Source organism: Xenorhabdus doucetiae, from assembly GCF_000968195.1.
Taxonomy (GTDB): Bacteria; Pseudomonadota; Gammaproteobacteria; order Enterobacterales; family Enterobacteriaceae; genus Xenorhabdus; species Xenorhabdus doucetiae.
Window position 1 is genome coordinate 242,003 of record NZ_FO704550.1, and the last position, 18,851, is coordinate 260,853.

Below are 18,851 nucleotides of genomic sequence, written 5' to 3' on the forward strand. Positions count from 1 at the left end.
GAGCACAGTTATACCAATCTAACTTGAAGATGCAGGTTTTAAAATCTGAAAGTTGTCAGTCAGTCTAGTCGTGAGTTCTTTCGCTTTTTCTGGCAAAGTGACATGAAAAAAGTGACGAAGGGTTTCACGGAATGTCTTTGCATCCGGAAAATAAACATTGTTACGTACTTGCTCATTCATATACTTCCACAATCGCTCTATTGGATTGAGGTTTGGGCTGTAAGGCGGTAGGTAATGCAGTTCAATATTAAGGACATATGCCACCTCTTTCACCAATTCTGCCCGGTGGTAACCCGCCCCATCCAGAATAATATGAATTTTTTGCGAAAGTGGGTAAGTTTCTCTAATAGCGCCGAAAAAATACGCGATATTTTCGGCATTGATACTCGGGTATTCACGGATCACGGTGTCTTCAATTCGTTGTAAATTGAGGGCGCCCAGAGGATTGAGACGGGTACGACTGCCGGTGGTTTCGACCACTTTTACCTGATTTTTCCCCGCTTTCATCCAACCATAGCTGAGCTTTGTGGACTGCGAAGGATGCACCGCATCAATAAATAGGATAGGTTCATTCTGACCTGCCCGGTCTTTCAGAGACTGGTAGTCATCAATAAATTGTTGCTGCTTATCCGCATCGAATTTATGAGGAACGCCCTTTGGCTTTTTGTAGCTGAAACCTTGTCGGTGAAGCCATTTCGTCATGCCTCCCACGCTGAAAGACACCTGCCAACGAGCTCGTACATAATCCACAATTTGAGCGGTCGTATGCAGCAAATTTGCCGTCAAATAATCAACCAGATCGGCGGTTTGTTTGGCAGAGAGATGGCTTTCAGAACCGCCATTTTCGGGGGTGAGTTTTTCCTGCGCGATGAAATCTTTTAGGTGACGGCTTACCGTAGTTTCATGAATACGTAAGGCCTGAGCAATCATCTGAGCTGTCCAGCCCTCTGACGCCAAAAGCACGGCCTTGATGCGATCACAGACTCGACTATCACGAGTGGTATCATGCATCAATTCGAGGGCACGTTTTTGTTCTGGTGTCAGATGAATTTTCATGATTGCAAGCATGATCGGGTTTGGATAAGAAATCAAGCATCTTCAATGGCGATTGGTATAGGCCATTACCGTTTGGTCTATTTTGATGAGGCGGGTTTTGCCGCATCTCCTCCGGTGCAATATGGATGGAGTCCACGGGGTAAGCCCCATGAAACTGAGCCTCAAGAGCATGACAGGCGGTCAGTTCTGGGGGCGTTAAATTACACGGATAACACGCTGTTTTACCAGACAACGTCAGGCAGTATCACGCGAGATGACGTGATTGATTTTTTAGAGCAGCTCGCCCAACAAGGGGACAACCGCCTGACATTTTTAGTGTTGGATAATGCGCGTATCCATCACGGGATTGAAGAAAAAATCAGAAATAGCTGGTTACGAGAACACAACCTGTTTTTATTCTACCTTCCCGCCTACAGCCCAGAGCTGAATTTGATTGAAATCGTCTGGAAACAAGCCAAATACCATTGGCGACGTTTTATCACTTGGACTCAGGAGACAATGGAGAATGAATTAAATACGTTATTGGGCGGTTATGGTAACCAATTTGCAATTAATTTCTCTTGAGTACTTAGATGTTATACTCAGGAAAAATGTGGGTGATACCATACATGCAGGAGTTGCATTAGATTATACTTGCTTTTTCGTCTTCAGAAGTAAAGATAAATCAATGTTAGATGACGATGTGAATAAATTTGTGGTTGATTTTTATTTTATCATTTCTTGAATTCAATTCCATCATGGGGGGAAAGGATGTCAACCATTCTATCCAGATTCAATTTGTTTCAGTTAGTGACGTTCTCAATTATGACAGCCAACAGAGGTGCTTTTTTCTTACTCACTTGGCTCTCAATTCCTAAAGGTCCCTTATTTATATCTTATGTTGTAGGTTTATATTGGTGGGTTTATACGATTTCAATGCCGTTTGCTGGTGCACTAGTGGATACTAGTTCGAAATTTAAAGTTTCTTTATTAGGTTCAATTGTCACTTTAATAGCGGTCGCCATGTTATACCTAGGCCATGATAACTATTCTGAATTAGTGATCTTTTCCATTTCTCTTATGTTATCTATTGGAGCGATGATATTCACTGTGTCTTCTATAAGTTATTCTGCATATCTAGTTGACAAAAAGAAAGATTTAGTAAAATTTTTTAAAATTAGGTCTATCGTAATGTCTTTGACTTTATTTGTTGGTCCGAGTTTAGGTGGGGTATTTTTATCATTTTCCGGTGAAGGTTTAATGACTATTTTATTGCTAAGTTTTTCTGCTATTGCAATTTTAATGTATATAAAATTACCTGTCGATTATAAAGCCAATGAAACTAAATCGCTTAGTTTCATTGGATGGTATGAAGATACTAAACTGGGTTTTGCTGCTGTAAGAAAAGTGCCAACTGAATTAAATATTGCATTATTTATGATGTTGCTAAACTTTTTTATTACTCCTTATCTAAATATAGCTATGCCGTTGTTGGTTGTAAAATTTTATCATTTCACATCTTATGAACTTGGTTTTCTTCTGGCCTTGTTTGGTGCTGGAGTGATATTTGGCAGTTTCGTGATAACTCTCATAAATCTTAATAGCTCAATGAATTTTCATTTATGTTTATTGGGTGTCATAATTTTGGGATGTAGCCTTGTTTTATCAGCCTTCGCTTCTAATAGCTATGTGCTTTACTTTCTTGTTTTTATTGCTGGATCGGGTGTAGCTCAGTTCAATGTTATTGTCTCTTCTTCCAGAGCCTCCGCTATTCCAGATCGCTATCGCTCAAGGATTGAAGCTTTCGTATTATTTATATCCCAAATAAGTATCCCCTTAGGATCATCACTATGCGGCTTACTTATCACATGGTTAGGTGCTAAAAATTCAGTTTTAATTTTCGGAGTGGTCATAATTTTTGCTTCTTTTCTTTTTTGTAAGATACCTAATATAAAAGGTCTCTTAGGTCAAAAGATAGTAGAAGATAAAGCAATACCTTATTACAAATTAAAGTATCCTGATGCTTTTCCAAACGAATGAATTTATTTTTAATTAACCTCAACTCTGTTTAAGCACAGCGATTTCCCGATCACGTAAACCTAAGCTCGGCTTTTTCGGTTGGAACGTATAAGCAATTAAGCCTGATACGACCTCCAACAAAAAGCCGATAACACTCCGATGTCTTGAGTGTTCTATCTGAGAAATATTTTTCAATTGATCATTGACGGTTTCTATTAAAAACCGTTTTCTTAACATCACCTTATCCCAAAGTGACAAAAACTTCGTTTTCATATTACGACGAACGTTGGTAATGAGTGTCATGCCTTCCTCTTTCAATTCATCCCATAACTCCTGTGATAAATACCCTTTATCACCATACAAATGCCCGGATAATCCCTTCACCAATTCCTTAATGGGTTCGCGGTCATCCGTATTCCCTAGGGTTAATTTAACGGATAAAAGCTCACCACAATCATTAATGACCAAATGAAGTTTAAAACCCTAAAACCATATATGGACGCCCCCGGTTGTGCAAGCATTGAGTCGATACGGTTTGCTACCATACAATATCTACCTGCACCATGTGATAGACGAATGGTTTGATGAAATCAGCCGTTCACACATTCACGGTCGGGCAGAGATAGTGAGATATGCTGATGATATGGTATTTACCTTTGAATTCCTTAACGAGGCGAAACGCTTTTATAAGGTGCTGCCTAAACGACTGAATAAATACGGTCTGGAGTTGCACGATGACAAATCGCAGCTAATCCCTGCGGGACACATTGCCGCAATGAGAGCCAATCAGTCGGGCAGGCGTTTGCCAACGTTCAACTTTCTGGGGTTTACCTGCTATTGGGGTAAATCGCGAAAAGGTTTCTGGCGACTGAAATACCGCAGCCGGAAAGACCGTTTCGCCGCCAAATTGAAGGGACTCAGGGACTTCCTCTGGAAGAACCTGAATACCCCTGACAAAAGGTTTGTCCTAGCTACAGTCATCAGGGTAATCAGAGGCTGGATAAATTATCACGGTATTTCTGACAACCAGAGGCGAATTGGGCAGTTTATCTGCCAAAGCAAGCGGATACTTTACCGATGGTTAAATCGGAAGGGAGGACGTCGGGGGCTAACGTGGGAAAAGCTGACGCTGATCCTGAAACTGCTGGGTTATCCTTCAAGCTGGAAAGTCCATTCAATGTTCAATTCTTGCTGAATAGGTGTGACGACTAGGATCTGTCGGGAGCCGGATGCGGTAGTTCTGCACGTCCGGTTCTGAGGAGGGGCCTGCCCGGGTGACTGGGTAGGTCTACTCACCACTTTTGTCGTTTTTTCATGCCTCAATGGACGCAATTTTGTCTTGACAACGGGTATCGCCTACGGCGCAGGCAAGGTCACATGTATCACAGTGAAATTATGACTATATTAATCCTCTTTCACCTGTCGCATTACCGTAATTTTAAACATTTTTATCTGGATCATATTTGGAAATATCATCATCACGATTTTCCCACCTTGCTCAGTTATACCTGTTTTGTCAGTGTCGCGCCTTCTGTTTTGGTTCCATTGTGCAGTTATCTGACTCAATTAAAAGGAAAACCTACGGGAATTGCTTTTATTGATTCCACGAGTTTACGTGTGTGTCATAACATCCGTATTCCCCGGCATAAGGTGTTTGAGGGGGTAGCACAGCGAGGAAAAACCTCAATGGGCTGATGTGATGGACGCCCCCTTTTTCAATGGAAAATAGTGCCATCTTTTATCCGATGCACTGAATTTCGGGAGAACATCTCATGAGTACGATCAAAGTAGTGGGTATTGACCTCGCTAAAAATGTCTTTCAAGTTTGTGTCTGGATGGAAGACGGTTCTGTTGCTTCGAACCGAAAAATTTCACGACAGAAATTTCTTGATGCCATACGGGCTTTTCCACCTGAAACCCTCATCGCTATGGAAGCCTGTGCCACTTCTCATTATTGGGGACGGACGTTGCAGTCTATGGGCTATCATGTCCGAATTGTTCCCACCCAGCATGTAAAAGCTTTCAGCCATCATCAAAAAAACGATGCCAATGATGCGTTGGCTATCTGTGAAACGGCCTGCCGGCCCGGTCTCCATTTTGTTCCCATCAAAACCGTAGAACAGCAAGATATCAAAGCACTGCGCCGTGCCCGTCAGCTCATGGTGGAACAGCGTACTGCTCTTGCTAATCAAATCAGGGCCTTTCTCGCTGAGCAGGGAATAATTGTGCCTGTGGGGATTCAGAAACTCCAACAGCACCTCCCTGATATTCTGGAAGAAGGTGATAATGCTCTGTCTTGTGTGCTGCGTCGTTTATTGCATACGCTGTGGGAAGATCTGCAGAATTTGAACGTCAGCATTCATGAAATGGATAACGAAATTACGGCGCTTTCCCGTCAGCAAGCAGGGTATGGGCACTTGCTGACTATTCCCGGTGTTGGTCCCCTGATTGCGGCGGCTTTCGTGAGTGACGTCAACGCATCCCAATTTACTCATGGCCGGCAGTTATCAGCCTGGTGTGGTTTGGTTCCCCGGCAACACAGTTCGGGCGGGAAAAGCCGTCTTTCTTCTCTGAGCAAACATGGCAACCGTCATCTCCGAACGTTAATTATTCATGGTGCCCGAGCGATGATGCAGGGCGTGCAAAAACGGGATGATTCTTTAGGCGAGTGGCTAAGAACACGGATTACCCGATGTGGCCCCATGAAAGCCATAGTTGCTTTAGCTAACAAGCTGACCCGAATTATCTGGCGTATTCTGACAGATGAGGTTGATTATGATATGAAAAAAGCTTTTGCTATCCATTAATTGAATTAATTGAATTAATTGAATTAATTGAATTAATTGAATTAAGTGAATTGAAACAGACGCTTTAACCGAGTTTGCAAACACTGATGAAAAAACGGCTATCGGTCCTGCAATAACCTGAGTAAAACCTAGGTAGTCATATACCGATGACGGCTGAGAAGGAAACAGGGTGCGGATGACATCATGGCGCGGGCAAATAAGCCCTTTATGACGCCGGATATATGGTAGCAAACCGTATCGACTCAATGCTTGCACAACCGGGGGCGTCCATATAGGGTTTTACGGGTTCAAATTACACTTGGTTGTTAACCATCAGGGCGAAATTTTGGCACTCAAAGTCACTGCCAGTAATGTGGATGATCGGGAACCTGTCCGCGACTTAGTAAAAGAATTAACGGGTTCTCTGTATGGTGACAAAGGTTATCTTAGCCAGGAACTGGCGGATGATTTAGCGCAAACGGATGTCACTTTCGTCACGAAAAAACGCCGTAACATGAAAGCGAAGGCGCAGGCAGAGTGGGATAGGATGATGTTATTAAAGCGTTTTATCATTGAAACCATTAATGGTCAATTAAAAGAAATTTCTCAAATAGAGCATTCTCGCCACCGAAGTATAACCGGATTTCTGTTGACCGTTTTATGTGGATTGATTGCTTACTGCGTTAAAGAAAAGAAACCGTCACTGAAAATTTTCGACTCAGAAGAAGATTTCCCAGTGACGGCTTAAACGGAATTCGGGTTAAATATAACAATGCACAAAATACCTCGTAGACATCCACTTTTCTGGGGTGTGTGCGCTTCCTGTTACTGACAACAGGGGTTCAATTTTCATGAACACTTCTCGACTAATATCACTGGCATAAGTTTTTCTCATCCCAGCAGTTTACATGAAAAACTATTCAGGTTTAAAAAGATTCTGAATAGGTTCTAATACTACAGTCGTACGCCCCATTGTGGCATGATGGCCCTGACATTTTTTTCCTGAAAATACGGGAGGTGTTCAATGCACTCACCGACCAATGCCTGGGAACAAGAACTGCTCTCACTCCATACTCGTCTGGCTCCCTTGTTTCACTATCCCGGCCCACAACACCGCAGCCTCGCCTATCTCCGGGGGCTGCTCAGTGACGTTGAACGTAAAAATGGCTGGCAACTGGCGGAATGGATAGGCGAACGCACGCCTGATGGCGTTCAGCATCTGCTGGAACGAGCTCACTAGGATGTCGACGTCGCCCGCGATATTCTGCGGGACTATGTGACGGAACACTTAGGCGATGAACACGGTGTGCTCATTGTTGATGAGACCGGATTTGTCAAAAAAGGCACGCATTCTGCCGGGGTGCAACGTCAATACAGTGGCACCGCCGGGCGCGTCGAAAACAGTCAGGTAGGCGTCTTTCTCTGTTATGCCGGTCAGGGCGGCCATGCCTTTATTGACCGGGCGTTATACCTGCCCAAGCAGTGGACTGATGACCGCCCACGTTGTGAAGCCGCCGGCATTCCTGACGCGGTCACTTTTGCTACCAAACCGCAGCTCGCCCGGCAGATGCTGGAACGCGCATTAGAGGCCGGTGTGCCCTGCCACTGGGTGACGGCAGATGCCGTTTATGGTCAGAACCGTCGCCTGCGTTGCTGGCTGGAGTCCCGGAATCAACCGTTTGTGCTGGCGATCCCCAAAAATGAACCGTTGTGGTGGCAAGGACCGACTTATATCAGAGCGGACAAGATTGTGGACAGCCTGACGCCTGAGCAATGGGAAACACATTCTGCGGGACGGGGAGCGAAAGGTGAACGTCAGTATGACTGGGTTAAGGTGCCGCTCTGGCGTTTACAACTCAGTGAGAAAGAACGGGAATATGGCCATTATCTGCTGGTCCGGCGCAGCCGGGATGAAAAACAGGAACGGGCTTACTATGTCGTGTATGCGCACAGAGAAGAGGCTGACCTGAAAACCCTGGCGCAGGTGGCAGGTTGTCGCTGGGAAATTGAATGTGGTTTTGAGGAAACAAAGGGAGAATGCGGTCTGGATCATTATGAAGTGCGGCAATGGCATAGCTGGTATCGGCATATTACCTTATCGCTGCTGGCCCATGCGGTTCTGGCGGTCTTACGGATACGGGAGAAAAAAAACGCCGACAGGACTGATAGCCCTCAGTGTGGCGGAACTGCGTAAGCTGCTATCCAAATTAATGGAAAGAGTGGGAGAAACACTCGAACAAATTTTGCATTGGTCATATTGGCGGCGGCGACATCAATATTACGCACAACAATGCCATTATCGTCGTCGGGATAACCGCATGATTACAGAGCAATTACGACTGTAGTACTAACAAATCTTGTGTCATCCAGGCATGGAACACATCCGCATTAATATTCCCGGCAAACAAGCTTAAGGACACAAACGTCTTTTTGATAATGGCGCCAATGGCATTAATGCGGCCTTTGGCCTGCCAGTCGTGTGTCCCGAAACAGCGTTGCCCTTTTAACGAATAACCGCGCATTCGTGGCATTGACTGCTCAAAACCGTTTTCATCCAGATAGACAACCGGTTTGCCCGCCTGTTCATGATGACAAATACGCTCGATAAATCTCTGACGAGCCTGTTCGTCAGCCTGAGGGTGTTTTAACGTTTTTTTGACGGTGATATTCAGCCGTTTCAAGGCGTAATGGATAGCTGATTGTGAGACGCCCAGACGTTTTGCTCTTTCCCATTGGTAGTCATCGGGATAATTTTGGACATCAGTGATAAGTCTGTCGTCCCTGATTTTCGTGGGCGGTTTATCCCTTGTCATACAGGGTTCGATTTTATTGCACCACCGAAACAGAGTGCGGATAGAGACCTCAAAGTGGGCACTCGTTTGTTCGAACGTCAACGAATGCTTGTCCTTGTATTCCAGTACTCTTTTTCGGAAATCTAAGCTGTAGCCCATCTCAATTCTGCCTTGTCATTGGAATGGAGGTATTATGACACAGTATTATGATTCTGCTATATTCAAGGGCGGTCAACCGTTTTAGTTTGGCTTAGGAAGCATGGTCAGTTAGATTGGAGTTTGGGTTGTACACCTTTCCATCCTCAGGGGGCACCGATGACCATATCCTCCTCGCTCACACCCGAGCAACGGATAAAAGAACCTGAACAACAACTGACTGAAATGCAAAAGAAAGCCGAATTTTTTGAGGCGGTCGTGGCAGTTTTAAAACGCGACTATGGCGTCAGTCTCGTAAAAAAGCCACGAGGCAAGCCATCCAGGAGAAAAAAGTGACGGGCTTCAAGGTGGCGCAATGTTGCCGTTATCTGGGTATCACGCGACAGGCGTATTATCAGCAATGTCAGCGGGCAGCAATAAAGGCGAGACAGGAACAGGATGTGCTGATGCAAGTGCAGACAATACGCCTGAAGCAGCCCCGTATTGGAACGAGAAAGTTGCAGTATCTGCTCAATCAATCAGGGACATTAAAAATAGGCAGAGACAGTCTGTTCAATTTACTCAGGGCCCATCACCTGTTAGTGACGCCCAGACGGGCTTACCATAAAACAACGAACAGCCATCACCGTTTTTACTGTCACCCCAATTTACTCAAGGCCGGTCCCAATAAGATAACGCCGACGGGGCCAGAACAAGTCTGGGTGGCCGATATCACCTATCTTCCCGTGAAAACCGGGGAAGCTTATTTAAGTCTTATTACAGATGCCTGGTCACGTAAAATTGTGGGGTATCATGTGCACGATAACTTAAAAACAGATGCAGTCATCAAGGCGTATAAACAGGCCTTAAAAAGCCGAAAATGTCTCGAACAATCGCTGATCCATCATTCAGATAGAGGATTACAATATTGTTCAAAGCGCTATCAAGCGTTACACGAACACCATGAGGTCATCTGTTCGATGACCGACGGTTACGATTGCTATCAGAATGCGTTGGCAGAGCGTGTTAATGGTATCCTGAAAACCGAATTTTTACTCAGTAAACCCGCGGACCTTGAAGAAGCGGTGACACTGGTGAGTGAATCGATAGATATTTATAATCGGTATCGACCTCACTTAGCCCTAAAATATAAAACGCCCGATGAAGTACATCATCAGGCGTCAGTTATGAGTAAAATAAGTGTCAACGTATATCAGGACTAGATATACCAATCGCCATTGAAGATGCTTGATTTCTTATCCAAACCCGATCATGCTTGCAATCATGAAAATTCATCTGACACCAGAACAAAAACGTGCCCTCGAATTGATGCATGATACCACTCGTGATAGTCGAGTCTGTGATCGCATCAAGGCCGTGCTTTTGGCGTCAGAGGGCTGGACAGCTCAGATGATTGCTCAGGCCTTACGTATTCATGAAACTACGGTAAGCCGTCACCTAAAAGATTTCATCGCGCAGGAAAAACTCACCCCCGAAAATGGCGGTTCTGAAAGCCATCTCTCTGCCAAACAAACCGCCGATCTGGTTGATTATTTGACGGCAAATTTGCTGCATACGACCGCTCAAATTGTGGATTATGTACGAGCTCGTTGGCAGGTGTCTTTCAGCGTGGGAGGCATGACGAAATGGCTTCACCGACAAGGTTTCAGCTACAAAAAGCCAAAGGGCGTTCCTCATAAATTCGATGCGGATAAGCAGCAACAATTTATTGATGACTACCAGTCTCTGAAAGACCGGGCAGGTCAGAATGAACCTATCCTATTTATTGATGCGGTGCATCCTTCGCAGTCCACAAAGCTCAGCTATGGTTGGATGAAAGCGGGGAAAAATCAGGTAAAAGTGGTCGAAACCACCGGCAGTCGTACCCGTCTCAATCTTCTGGGCGCCCTCAATTTACAACGAATTGAAGACACCGTGATCCGTGAATACCCGAGTATCAATGCCGAAAATATCGCGTATTTTTTCGGCGCTATTAGAGAAACTTACCCACTTTCGCAAAAAATTCATATTATTCTGGATGGGGCGGGTTACCACCGGGCAGAATTGGTGAAAGAGGTGGCATATGTCCTTAATATTGAACTGCATTACCTACCGCCTTACAGCCCAAACCTCAATCCAATAGAGCGATTGTGGAAGTATATGAATGAGCAAGTACGTAACAATGTTTATTTTCCGGATGCGAAGACATTCCGTGAAACCCTTCGTCACTTTTTTCATGTCACTTTGCCAGAAAAAGCGAAAGAACTCACGACTAGACTGACTGACAACTTTCAGATTTTAAAACCTGCATCTTCAAGTTAGATTGGTATATATGGCGCTTTCTCATCAAACATTGACAGTAAACAATGGGGTCGGAAATGAATATCCGCGATCTGGAATACCTTGTGGCACTTGCTGAATATCGGCACTTTCGCCGAGCCGCTGATGCTTGTCATGTCAGCCAACCGACACTGAGCGGGCAGATCCGCAAACTGGAAGATGAACTTGGTGTGATGCTGCTGGAACGCACGAGCCGCAAGGTATTATTTACCCAACAGGGTATGCTGCTGGTGGAACAGGCCAAAACCGTATTACGAGAAGTGAAGGTGTTGCAGGAAATGGCCTCCCTGCAAGGTGAAAGTATGTCCGGGCCGTTGCATATCGGCCTTATTCCAACCATCGGCCCCTATCTCCTGCCTCTTATCATTCCTGAACTGCATAAATTGTTTCCCAAACTGGAAATGTACCTGCATGAGGCACAAACCCAAAGTTTGTTGGCTCAACTTGATAGCGGGAAACTTGACTGTGCCATCTTGGCGTTGGTGAAAGAAACCGAAGCCTTTATCGAAGTGCCATTGTTTGAGGAGCCGATGAAGCTGGCGGTGTATGAAGAACATAAATGGGCAGGGCGGGACAGCATTAAGATGAGTGAGCTATCCGGCGAAAAGTTATTAATGCTGGAAGACGGGCACTGTTTGCGTGATCAAGCGATGGGATTCTGTTTTCAGGCGGGTGCCAAAGAAGATACGCATTTTAGGGCGACGAGTCTGGAAACACTGCGCAATATGGTCGCAGCGGGCAGCGGGATAACATTATTGCCTGATTTATCAGTGCCGAATGAGAGAAAGCGGGATGGGGTTTGCTATCTGGCGTGTGACGAACCGGAACCCAAGCGATCGGTCATATTGGTTTATCGTCCCGGCTCACCTCTGCGTGGTCGCTATGAGCAATTGGCAGAGGCGATTCGGACTAAAATGGGCAACTATTTCGAAATACTCGGAAAAAGATCAAAATAATCGGTTTAACCCATTGAGCGCTGCCACACGATAGGCTTCCGCCATCGTGGGATAATTGAAGGTAGTATTAACGAAATATTCGATATTATTGCCTTCACCTTTCTGTTCCATGATGGCCTGACCAATATGAATGATCTCTGCGGCACGTTCGCCAAAACAGTGGATGCCTAAAATCTGTTTTGTCTCACGGTGGAACAGGATCTTAAGACTGCCAACATTCATCCCTGCAATTTGCGCTCTTGCCAGATGTTTGAATTGGGCGCGTCCTACCTCATAAGGGATTTTCATGGCGGTTAACTGTTGCTCGGTTTTACCCACCGAACTGATTTCAGGGATGGTATAAATTCCGGTTGGGATATCTTCCACCAGATACAGACTCGCATTTCCTGTTGTCATCGCTCTGGCCGCGATGCGCCCCTGATCATAAGCCGCAGAAGCCAAACTGGGATAGCCAATAACATCCCCCACGGCGTAGATGTTTTCATTACCGGTCTGGTAGACGCGATTGACTTTCAGTAAGCCCCGGCTGTCGGTTTCCAGCCCGACATTTTCTAAACCTAGCGTGTCGGTATTACCGGTTCTGCCATTGGCATACAGCAGGCAATCTGCTTTGACTTTCTTGCCGGATTTCAGGTGAACAATCACACCATCATCAAGGCCTTCAATCTTTTCATATTCTTCATTGTGGCGGATAACCGTGCCACTATTCCAGAAATGGTAGGAGAGGGCGTCAGACATCTCTTGATCAAGAAAGGACAGAAGATGGTCACGGGTATTGATCAAATCCACCTTAACCCCCAACCCGCGGAAAATAGAGGCATATTCACAACCAATCACCCCGGCACCATAAATAATCACATGGCGTGGTTCGTGATCCAGTTGCAGAATAGTATCGCTGTTATAAATACGGGAGTGGGAAAAATCGACATCAGGCGGGCAGTAGGGACGGGAACCCGTGGCAATGATGATTTTGTCCGCACTCAAGATATCAACACTGTCATCGGCATAACGAACACTGACCTGATGTTCATCAATAAAAGTGGCTTCTCCCGCAAACATTCGGCAACGGTTGCGTTCATAAAAACCTTGGCGCATCTTGGTTTGCTGATTTATAACGACGTCAGCATGGCGCAGGATTTCTGAAAACGAGGAACGAAGAATGCGGGAATTATCACTGTAGAGGGGATTTTGATTAAATTCGATAATACGGCTAACGGCATGGCGGAGGGCTTTCGACGGGATTGTGCCCCAATGGGTACATCCACCACCGACGTTATTGTAACGTTCTATAACAGCAACGTTTTTATTCTGTTTTACCAACCCCATTGCTGCTCCTTCCCCGCCGGGACCAGAGCCAATCACAATGGCATCAAAATGAGTATGTTGCATAGAGGAAAGACCTGTTTTTACACAAAATAACAACGCTATATTAACATTACTTGATGTAATAACCCAATGAGCACAAGGTTTTTATCTCACGGTTTAGAAAAAAAACCGGAAAATAGCGAATAATGTCTTTAAGAGAACAATCACAGCAAACTTGGTAGAATCTGTTATATTTGCCTGATTAGAAGCGAGATAGATCAGGATTGTTGTGAGTAACGTAACCGGCGTTAGAGCAAAACAGAAAGAAAAAACCCGTCGCTCCCTGATTGATGCGGCATTCAGCCAACTCAGTGCTGAACGCAGTTTTACCAGCCTGAGTTTACGGGAAGTGGCTCGTGAAGCGGGTATTGCACCGACTTCTTTTTATCGGCATTTTCGGGATGTGGATGAACTGGGGCTGACGATGGTAGATGAAAGCGGTTTGATGTTGCGTCAGTTAATGCGTCAGGCACGCCAGCGCATTGCCAAAGGTGGCAGTGTCATCCGCACTTCGGTTGCAACATTTATGGAATTTATCGGCAACAATCCCAACGCATTCCGGCTGTTGCTGCGCGAACGCTCTGGCACATCGGCTGAATTTCGTGCGGCTGTCGCACGGGAAATCCAACATTTTATTGCGGAATTGGCAGACTACCTTGAGCAAGCCAGCCATATGCCTCGTCATTTTACTGAAATACAAGCCGAGGCGATGGTGACAATCGTATTCAGTGCAGGCGCAGAGGCATTGGATATTGATGAAGAAAAAAGGCGTCGTCTCGAAGAGCGTTTGGTTTTACAACTCCGCATGATTTCCAAAGGCGCTTATTATTGGTATCGTCGAGAGCAAGAAAAAAACACTGTCCCTAAAGCGATCCCCAAAACAATCCCTAAGACCCTGAAATAATAATGAAAGGAGCATAATACGATGGAACAATACCGCCAAGATAAAAGCACAATGTTGCTGGCTCTTATCGTTGGAATGGCAACACACGGAACTTTCTCAGCATTTTTCAATTCATTCGTCCCTTTTTCTATTTTCCCTATTATTGCACTGGCCCTGTCTGTGTATTGTCTCCATCAACGTTATTTGAATTACCCAATGGCAGAAGGGTTACCTAAACTGGCTGTGGGATGCTTTTTCTTAGGCATGTTCATGTACAGCGCATTTATTCGGATGGAATATCCGGCAATTGGCTCTAATTTCTTGCCTGTCGTTGTGGGTACTGTCTTGGTATTTTGGATCTACCTCAAGATGAGAACGCGCAAGCAAGCCATGCTCACAGCAAAAAGCTAACCGTTTACGGGCGATTCAATAAAAAACGCCACAAAATGAGATCCGTGGCGTTTTGGCTTTTCAGTCAGTTTACTGATGATTATGCGCTTTTCTCCAGTAACACACCGCACTCCATATGGTGGGTATAAGGGAATTGGTCGAAAAGTGCCAGTTTGCTGACTTTGTGGGTTTGTGTCAGTGTTGCCAGATTTTGGCAGAGTGTTTCTGGGTTGCAGGAAATATAAAGAATGCGCGGATACGCTTGCACCATTTTTACCGTTTCTTCATCCAGCCCGCTGCGTGGTGGGTCAACAAAAATGGTTTCACATTGATAACTGCTTAAATCAATTCCCTGTAGGCGATTGAACGCTCGCTCTCCGTTCATTGCCTGGGTAAATTCCTCCGCTGACATGCGGATAATCTGCACATTATCAATCTGGTTCGCTGCGATATTAAATTGAGCGGCAGCCACCGAAGGTTTGGCAATTTCAGTGGCCAAGACGCGCTCAAAATTCTGTGCCAGTGCCAGAGAAAAATTACCATTGCCGCAATACAGCTCAAGCAAGTCGCCTTTCGAACCTTTGGTGATGTCAATCGCCCATTCCAACATATGAATATTGATGCTGGCATTCGGCTGGGTGAAGCTATTTTCAACCTGACGGTAAATCATGGTCTTACCTGCAACTGGCAACTCTTCATCTATATAGTCATGGTCAAGCATGATTTTGGTTTTTGCCGCGCGCCCAATAAGCTGGAGATCAAATCCTGCCGCGATAAGTTGGGTACGCAGTGCCATGGCACGTTCACGCCATTCCTCATCCAGTTTTTTATGGTAAAGCAGGGAGACAATGATTTTGTTACTGCGGGTGGAAAGATAATCCACCTGAAACAATTTATGGCGCAATACAGGGTTATCTTTTACGCCCGCAATGATAGCCTGCATCATTTGATTGATTAACGGATTGGCAACGGGAAATTGATCAATACGGATACGTTGTTTGGTTTGTTGATCAAACATGATGTGGTAGAGGTCATCTTCCTCATGCCAGATACGGAATTCTGCCCGCATTCTGTAATGGGATGCCGGGGAACGGAAAACTTCAGGCTCAGGTGCGCTGAAGGGGAGCATCATTTCTTTTAGGCGATGGGCTTTTTCCATCAATTGATTTTCATAATTTTCCGTTGGCAAAGCATTCTGCATTATCGGGTTCTCGTATGGTCGCATTAAGAAAAATTTCCGAGCGGCATTGTAGGGGAAGTGCAAAGGATGTCCAGTTTTCTGGTTTATCAGCGCCTCATATCCGATCACTGACCACCTTACGATCCGTGCTAGAATAGCTAATCTGTTTGATAAAAATTATGAGACAGCCTATGGCTACCGCACTCCGGGAAGAGAATACTACCTTACTGGCAGCTACAACTTCTGATTTAAACAAGACCGCCCGTCCAACGATTCTGGTTTTTGATTCCGGAGTTGGTGGTCTATCTGTCTATCAAGAGATTCGGCAACTCTTGCCGGATCTCCACTATATATATGCTTTCGATAATGAAGCCTTCCCTTATGGCGAGAAAACGGCAGAAGTGATTATAGGAAGGGTCGTTCAGATTGTTGATGCGATCCAGAAGAAGCATCCTTTGGCGGTTGTCGTGATTGCCTGCAATACTGCCAGTACAGTCAGCTTGCCTGCCTTGCGTGAACGTTTTTCTTTCCCTGTTGTGGGGGTTGTGCCGGCAATCAAACCGGCTGCAAAGCTAACCTGTAATCGTGTTGTGGGATTATTGGCGACACGCGCCACCGTGAATCGCGACTATACCAAAGAATTAATTACCCAATTCGCCACGGATTGTCAGATGCATTTAATAGGTTCTGCTGAGTTGGTGGAATTGGCTGAACGGAAGCTACATGGTAAGGATGTCCCACGGGAAGCGCTGGAAAAGATATTGAAACCTTGGCTGAGAATGAAAGAACCACCGGATACCGTTATTTTGGGCTGTACGCACTTTCCTCTGATCGCAGAAGAACTTTCACAAGTTTTACCGGATGGAACAAGATTAATTGATTCGGGAGCGGCCATCGCTCGTAGAACCGCATGGTTGATCAAAAATCGCGATAATTTGTTTTTAACAACAGCAGAGAATTGGGCTTATTGCACGAAAATGGCGCCAGAGAGTGAAGCATTACGTCCTGTTTTACGTGAATATGGCTTCCTGATGCTGGAAAAACTATCAACCTAAGTAAAATTTGCTGAAATAATCACCGGTCGGTAATTTTTTTCAAAAAAACTATTGCCAGCACCGTAAAAGGCCCTATAATGCGCCACCACTGACCGACGCCAAGCTGAGAACAGCCGCGAAGGGAAGCAGGAAGAAAGCGAAAATAAACGCTTGACTCCGGAGGCGAAAAGCGTAAGATACGCAGCCTCGCAACCCGGCACAAACGCCCGGTTGCCAACGCTCTTTAACAAATTAATCAGACAATCTGTGTGGGCACTCGCAAGACACTATCCAACGCCGAAAGGCGGAAAATATTAAAGTCTTGAAGAGTGAACAACAGTTAATTCATTATGAACTAACAGTAAGATTCTTTGAGCATCAAACACTTTGAATTGAAGAGTTTGATCATGGCTCAGATTGAACGCTGGCGGCAGGCCTAACACATGCAAGTCGAGCGGCAGCGGGAAGTAGCTTGCTACTTTGCCGGCGAGCGGCGGACGGGTGAGTAATGTCTGGGGATCTGCCCGATGGAGGGGGATAACCACTGGAAACGGTGGCTAATACCGCATAATCTCTGTGGAGCAAGGTGGGGGACCTTCGGGACTCACGCCATCGGATGAACCCAGATGGGATTAGCTAGTAGGCGGGGTAAAGGCCCACCTAGGCGACGATCCCTAGCTGGTCTGAGAGGATGACCAGCCACACTGGGACTGAGACACGGCCCAGACTCCTACGGGAGGCAGCAGTGGGGAATATTGCACAATGGGCGCAAGCCTGATGCACCCATGCCGCGTGTATGAAGAAGGCCTTCGGGTTGTAAAGTACTTTCAGCGGGGAGGAAGGCGTAGGCTTTAATACGGCTTACGATTGACGTTACCCGCAGAAGAAGCACCGGCTAACTCCGTGCCAGCAGCCGCGGTAATACGGAGGGTGCAAGCGTTAATCGGAATTACTGGGCGTAAAGCGCACGCAGGCGGTCAATTAAGTTGGATGTGAAATCCCCGGGCTTAACCTGGGAACGGCATCCAAGACTGGTTGGCTAGAGTCTCGTAGAGGGGGGTAGAATTCCACGTGTAGCGGTGAAATGCGTAGAGATGTGGAGGAATACCGGTGGCGAAGGCGGCCCCCTGGACGAAGACTGACGCTCAGGTGCGAAAGCGTGGGGAGCAAACAGGATTAGATACCCTGGTAGTCCACGCTGTAAACGATGTCGATTTGGAGGTTGTGCCCTTGAGGCGTGGCTTCCGGAGCTAACGCGTTAAATCGACCGCCTGGGGAGTACGGTCGCAAGATTAAAACTCAAATGAATTGACGGGGGCCCGCACAAGCGGTGGAGCATGTGGTTTAATTCGATGCAACGCGAAGAACCTTACCTACTCTTGACATCCAGCGAAGCCTTTAGAGATAGAGGCGTGCCTTCGGGAACGCTGAGACAGGTGCTGCATGGCTGTCGTCAGCTCGTGTTGTGAAATGTTGGGTTAAGTCCCGCAACGAGCGCAACCCTTATCCTTTGTTGCCAGCACGTCATGGTGGGAACTCAAGGGAGACTGCCGGTGATAAACCGGAGGAAGGTGGGGATGACGTCAAGTCATCATGGCCCTTACGAGTAGGGCTACACACGTGCTACAATGGCGGATACAAAGAGAAGCGACCCCGCGAGGGCAAGCGGAACTCATAAAGTCTGTCGTAGTCCGGATTGGAGTCTGCAACTCGACTCCATGAAGTCGGAATCGCTAGTAATCGCAGATCAGAATGCTGCGGTGAATACGTTCCCGGGCCTTGTACACACCGCCCGTCACACCATGGGAGTGGGTGGCAAAAGAAGTCGGTAGCTTAACCTTTTTGGAGGGCGCTGACCACTTTGTGATTCATGACTGGGGTGAAGTCGTAACAAGGTAACCGTAGGGGAACCTGCGGTTGGATCACCTCCTTAACC

12 protein-coding genes, 1 rRNA gene and 8 pseudogenes are annotated in these 18,851 nt (G+C 46.0%); 14 read left to right on the top strand and 7 right to left on the bottom strand.

Features of this window, described 5'->3' with window-relative positions:
• Nucleotides 1–18 precede the first annotated feature (18 nt).
• On the bottom strand, nucleotides 19–1,056 hold the full coding sequence (locus tag XDD1_RS01160; RefSeq protein ID WP_045968015.1) for an IS630 family transposase: 1,038 nt from the start codon (nucleotides 1,054–1,056) through the stop codon (nucleotides 19–21).
• Here XDD1_RS01160 and XDD1_RS01165 point away from each other — a divergent pair.
• Together XDD1_RS01165 and XDD1_RS01170 are read left to right on the top strand one after the other, a co-directional pair.
• The gene (locus XDD1_RS01165; RefSeq protein WP_231854445.1) at nucleotides 1,045–1,620 is read left to right on the top strand and encodes an IS630 family transposase; all 576 of its coding nucleotides are present in this window, start codon (nucleotides 1,045–1,047) and stop codon (nucleotides 1,618–1,620) included. The two genes, XDD1_RS01160 and XDD1_RS01165, sit on opposite strands and share 12 nt — an antisense overlap.
• Nucleotides 1,621–1,860: 240 nt before the next feature.
• Nucleotides 1,861–3,075: an MFS transporter gene (locus tag XDD1_RS01170; RefSeq protein ID WP_167541615.1), complete on the top strand. Its 1,215-nt coding sequence runs from the start codon at nucleotides 1,861–1,863 to the stop codon at nucleotides 3,073–3,075.
• An 18-nt stretch (nucleotides 3,076–3,093) separates the two neighbouring features.
• On the opposite strand, the pseudogene XDD1_RS01175 reads toward XDD1_RS01170, so the two are convergent.
• Nucleotides 3,094–3,537, bottom strand: a pseudogene (locus tag XDD1_RS01175) (IS982 family transposase); the annotation flags it as partial.
• 64 nt (nucleotides 3,538–3,601) lie between these two features.
• Between XDD1_RS01175 and XDD1_RS01180 the strand changes: the two are divergent.
• The 4 genes and pseudogenes from XDD1_RS01180 to XDD1_RS01195 form a co-directional block, all read left to right on the top strand.
• Nucleotides 3,602–4,249: pseudogene (locus XDD1_RS01180) on the top strand (reverse transcriptase domain-containing protein); the annotation flags it as partial.
• A 119-nt stretch (nucleotides 4,250–4,368) separates the two neighbouring features.
• A pseudogene (locus XDD1_RS01185) lies at nucleotides 4,369–4,746 on the top strand (transposase); the annotation flags it as partial.
• Nucleotides 4,747–4,826: 80 nt separating this feature from the next.
• A complete protein-coding gene (locus XDD1_RS01190; protein WP_045968017.1) occupies nucleotides 4,827–5,861 on the top strand; it encodes an IS110 family RNA-guided transposase in 1,035 nt (344 codons plus the stop codon).
• 277 nt (nucleotides 5,862–6,138) lie between these two features.
• Nucleotides 6,139–6,588, top strand: a pseudogene (locus XDD1_RS01195) (IS982 family transposase); the annotation flags it as partial.
• A gap of 7 nt (nucleotides 6,589–6,595) precedes the next feature.
• Here XDD1_RS01195 and XDD1_RS19295 read toward each other — a convergent pair.
• Nucleotides 6,596–6,735 (bottom strand): annotated as a pseudogene (locus XDD1_RS19295) (transposase); the annotation flags it as partial.
• A 129-nt stretch (nucleotides 6,736–6,864) separates the two neighbouring features.
• Between XDD1_RS19295 and XDD1_RS01200 the strand changes: the two are divergent.
• A pseudogene (locus XDD1_RS01200) lies at nucleotides 6,865–8,034 on the top strand (IS701 family transposase).
• A 139-nt stretch (nucleotides 8,035–8,173) separates the two neighbouring features.
• Here the strand turns inward: XDD1_RS01200 and XDD1_RS20275 are convergent.
• Both XDD1_RS20275 and XDD1_RS20280 read right to left on the bottom strand, forming a co-directional pair.
• Nucleotides 8,174–8,371: a hypothetical protein gene (locus tag XDD1_RS20275; protein ID WP_331710078.1), complete on the bottom strand. Its 198-nt coding sequence runs from the start codon at nucleotides 8,369–8,371 to the stop codon at nucleotides 8,174–8,176.
• A 105-nt stretch (nucleotides 8,372–8,476) separates the two neighbouring features.
• Nucleotides 8,477–8,791, bottom strand: a pseudogene (locus tag XDD1_RS20280) (IS630 transposase-related protein); the annotation flags it as partial.
• A 60-nt stretch (nucleotides 8,792–8,851) separates the two neighbouring features.
• Here XDD1_RS20280 and XDD1_RS01215 point away from each other — a divergent pair.
• From XDD1_RS01215 to oxyR, 3 genes and pseudogenes are all read left to right on the top strand, one after another.
• A pseudogene (locus tag XDD1_RS01215) lies at nucleotides 8,852–9,990 on the top strand (IS3 family transposase); the annotation flags it as partial.
• Between the two features lie 61 nt (nucleotides 9,991–10,051).
• Nucleotides 10,052–11,089 carry an IS630 family transposase gene (locus tag XDD1_RS01220; RefSeq protein ID WP_045968390.1) on the top strand — a complete coding sequence of 346 codons (1,038 nt, stop codon included), beginning with the start codon at nucleotides 10,052–10,054 and terminating at the stop codon, nucleotides 11,087–11,089.
• 56 nt (nucleotides 11,090–11,145) lie between these two features.
• Nucleotides 11,146–12,063, top strand: a complete 918-nt coding sequence (gene oxyR / locus XDD1_RS01225; RefSeq protein ID WP_045968019.1) for a DNA-binding transcriptional regulator OxyR — start codon at nucleotides 11,146–11,148, stop codon at nucleotides 12,061–12,063.
• Here oxyR and sthA read toward each other — a convergent pair.
• Nucleotides 12,055–13,452 carry a Si-specific NAD(P)(+) transhydrogenase gene (gene sthA / locus XDD1_RS01230; RefSeq protein ID WP_045968021.1) on the bottom strand — a complete coding sequence of 466 codons (1,398 nt, stop codon included), beginning with the start codon at nucleotides 13,450–13,452 and terminating at the stop codon, nucleotides 12,055–12,057. The two genes, oxyR and sthA, sit on opposite strands and share 9 nt — an antisense overlap.
• 205 nt (nucleotides 13,453–13,657) lie before the next feature.
• On the opposite strand from sthA, the gene fabR reads away from it, so the two are divergent.
• Together fabR and XDD1_RS01240 are read left to right on the top strand one after the other, a co-directional pair.
• Nucleotides 13,658–14,332, top strand: a complete 675-nt coding sequence (gene fabR, locus XDD1_RS01235) for an HTH-type transcriptional repressor FabR (RefSeq protein WP_045968023.1) — start codon at nucleotides 13,658–13,660, stop codon at nucleotides 14,330–14,332.
• Between the two features lie 21 nt (nucleotides 14,333–14,353).
• Entirely contained in the window at nucleotides 14,354–14,722 is a 369-nt protein-coding gene (locus XDD1_RS01240; RefSeq protein WP_045968025.1) for a YijD family membrane protein, read from the top strand.
• A gap of 79 nt (nucleotides 14,723–14,801) precedes the next feature.
• Here XDD1_RS01240 and trmA read toward each other — a convergent pair whose 3' ends face one another.
• Nucleotides 14,802–15,902 (bottom strand): tRNA (uridine(54)-C5)-methyltransferase TrmA, encoded by a 1,101-nt coding sequence (trmA, locus tag XDD1_RS01245; RefSeq protein ID WP_045968027.1) that lies wholly within the window; start codon nucleotides 15,900–15,902, stop codon nucleotides 14,802–14,804.
• A gap of 170 nt (nucleotides 15,903–16,072) precedes the next feature.
• Here trmA and murI point away from each other — a divergent pair, with 170 nt between their 5' ends.
• Both murI and XDD1_RS01255 read left to right on the top strand, forming a co-directional pair.
• Nucleotides 16,073–16,936 (top strand): glutamate racemase, encoded by an 864-nt coding sequence (gene murI / locus XDD1_RS01250; RefSeq protein ID WP_045968030.1) that lies wholly within the window; start codon nucleotides 16,073–16,075, stop codon nucleotides 16,934–16,936.
• A gap of 368 nt (nucleotides 16,937–17,304) precedes the next feature.
• Nucleotides 17,305–18,848, top strand: a 16S ribosomal RNA gene (locus XDD1_RS01255).
• The last annotated feature ends 3 nt before the right edge of the window (nucleotides 18,849–18,851 follow it).

Excerpts from the sequence above, each read along its gene's own strand:
- XDD1_RS01165 (WP_231854445.1), top strand. The coding sequence starts at position 1,045 with ATGAATTTTCATGATTGCAAGCATGATCGGGTTTGGATAAGAAATCAA.
- XDD1_RS01160 (WP_045968015.1), bottom strand. The coding sequence starts at position 1,056 with ATGAAAATTCATCTGACACCAGAACAAAAACGTGCCCTCGAATTGATG.
- trmA (WP_045968027.1), bottom strand. The coding sequence starts at position 15,902 with ATGCAGAATGCTTTGCCAACGGAAAATTATGAAAATCAATTGATGGAA.
- XDD1_RS01240 (WP_045968025.1), top strand. The coding sequence starts at position 14,354 with ATGGAACAATACCGCCAAGATAAAAGCACAATGTTGCTGGCTCTTATC.
- oxyR (WP_045968019.1), top strand. The coding sequence starts at position 11,146 with ATGAATATCCGCGATCTGGAATACCTTGTGGCACTTGCTGAATATCGG.
- XDD1_RS01190 (WP_045968017.1), top strand. The coding sequence starts at position 4,827 with ATGAGTACGATCAAAGTAGTGGGTATTGACCTCGCTAAAAATGTCTTT.
- XDD1_RS01220 (WP_045968390.1), top strand. The coding sequence starts at position 10,052 with ATGAAAATTCATCTGACACCAGAACAAAAACGTGCCCTCGAATTGATG.
- XDD1_RS20275 (WP_331710078.1), bottom strand. The coding sequence starts at position 8,371 with ATGCCACGAATGCGCGGTTATTCGTTAAAAGGGCAACGCTGTTTCGGG.
- murI (WP_045968030.1), top strand. The coding sequence starts at position 16,073 with ATGGCTACCGCACTCCGGGAAGAGAATACTACCTTACTGGCAGCTACA.
- XDD1_RS01170 (WP_167541615.1), top strand. The coding sequence starts at position 1,861 with ATGACAGCCAACAGAGGTGCTTTTTTCTTACTCACTTGGCTCTCAATT.
- sthA (WP_045968021.1), bottom strand. The coding sequence starts at position 13,452 with ATGCAACATACTCATTTTGATGCCATTGTGATTGGCTCTGGTCCCGGC.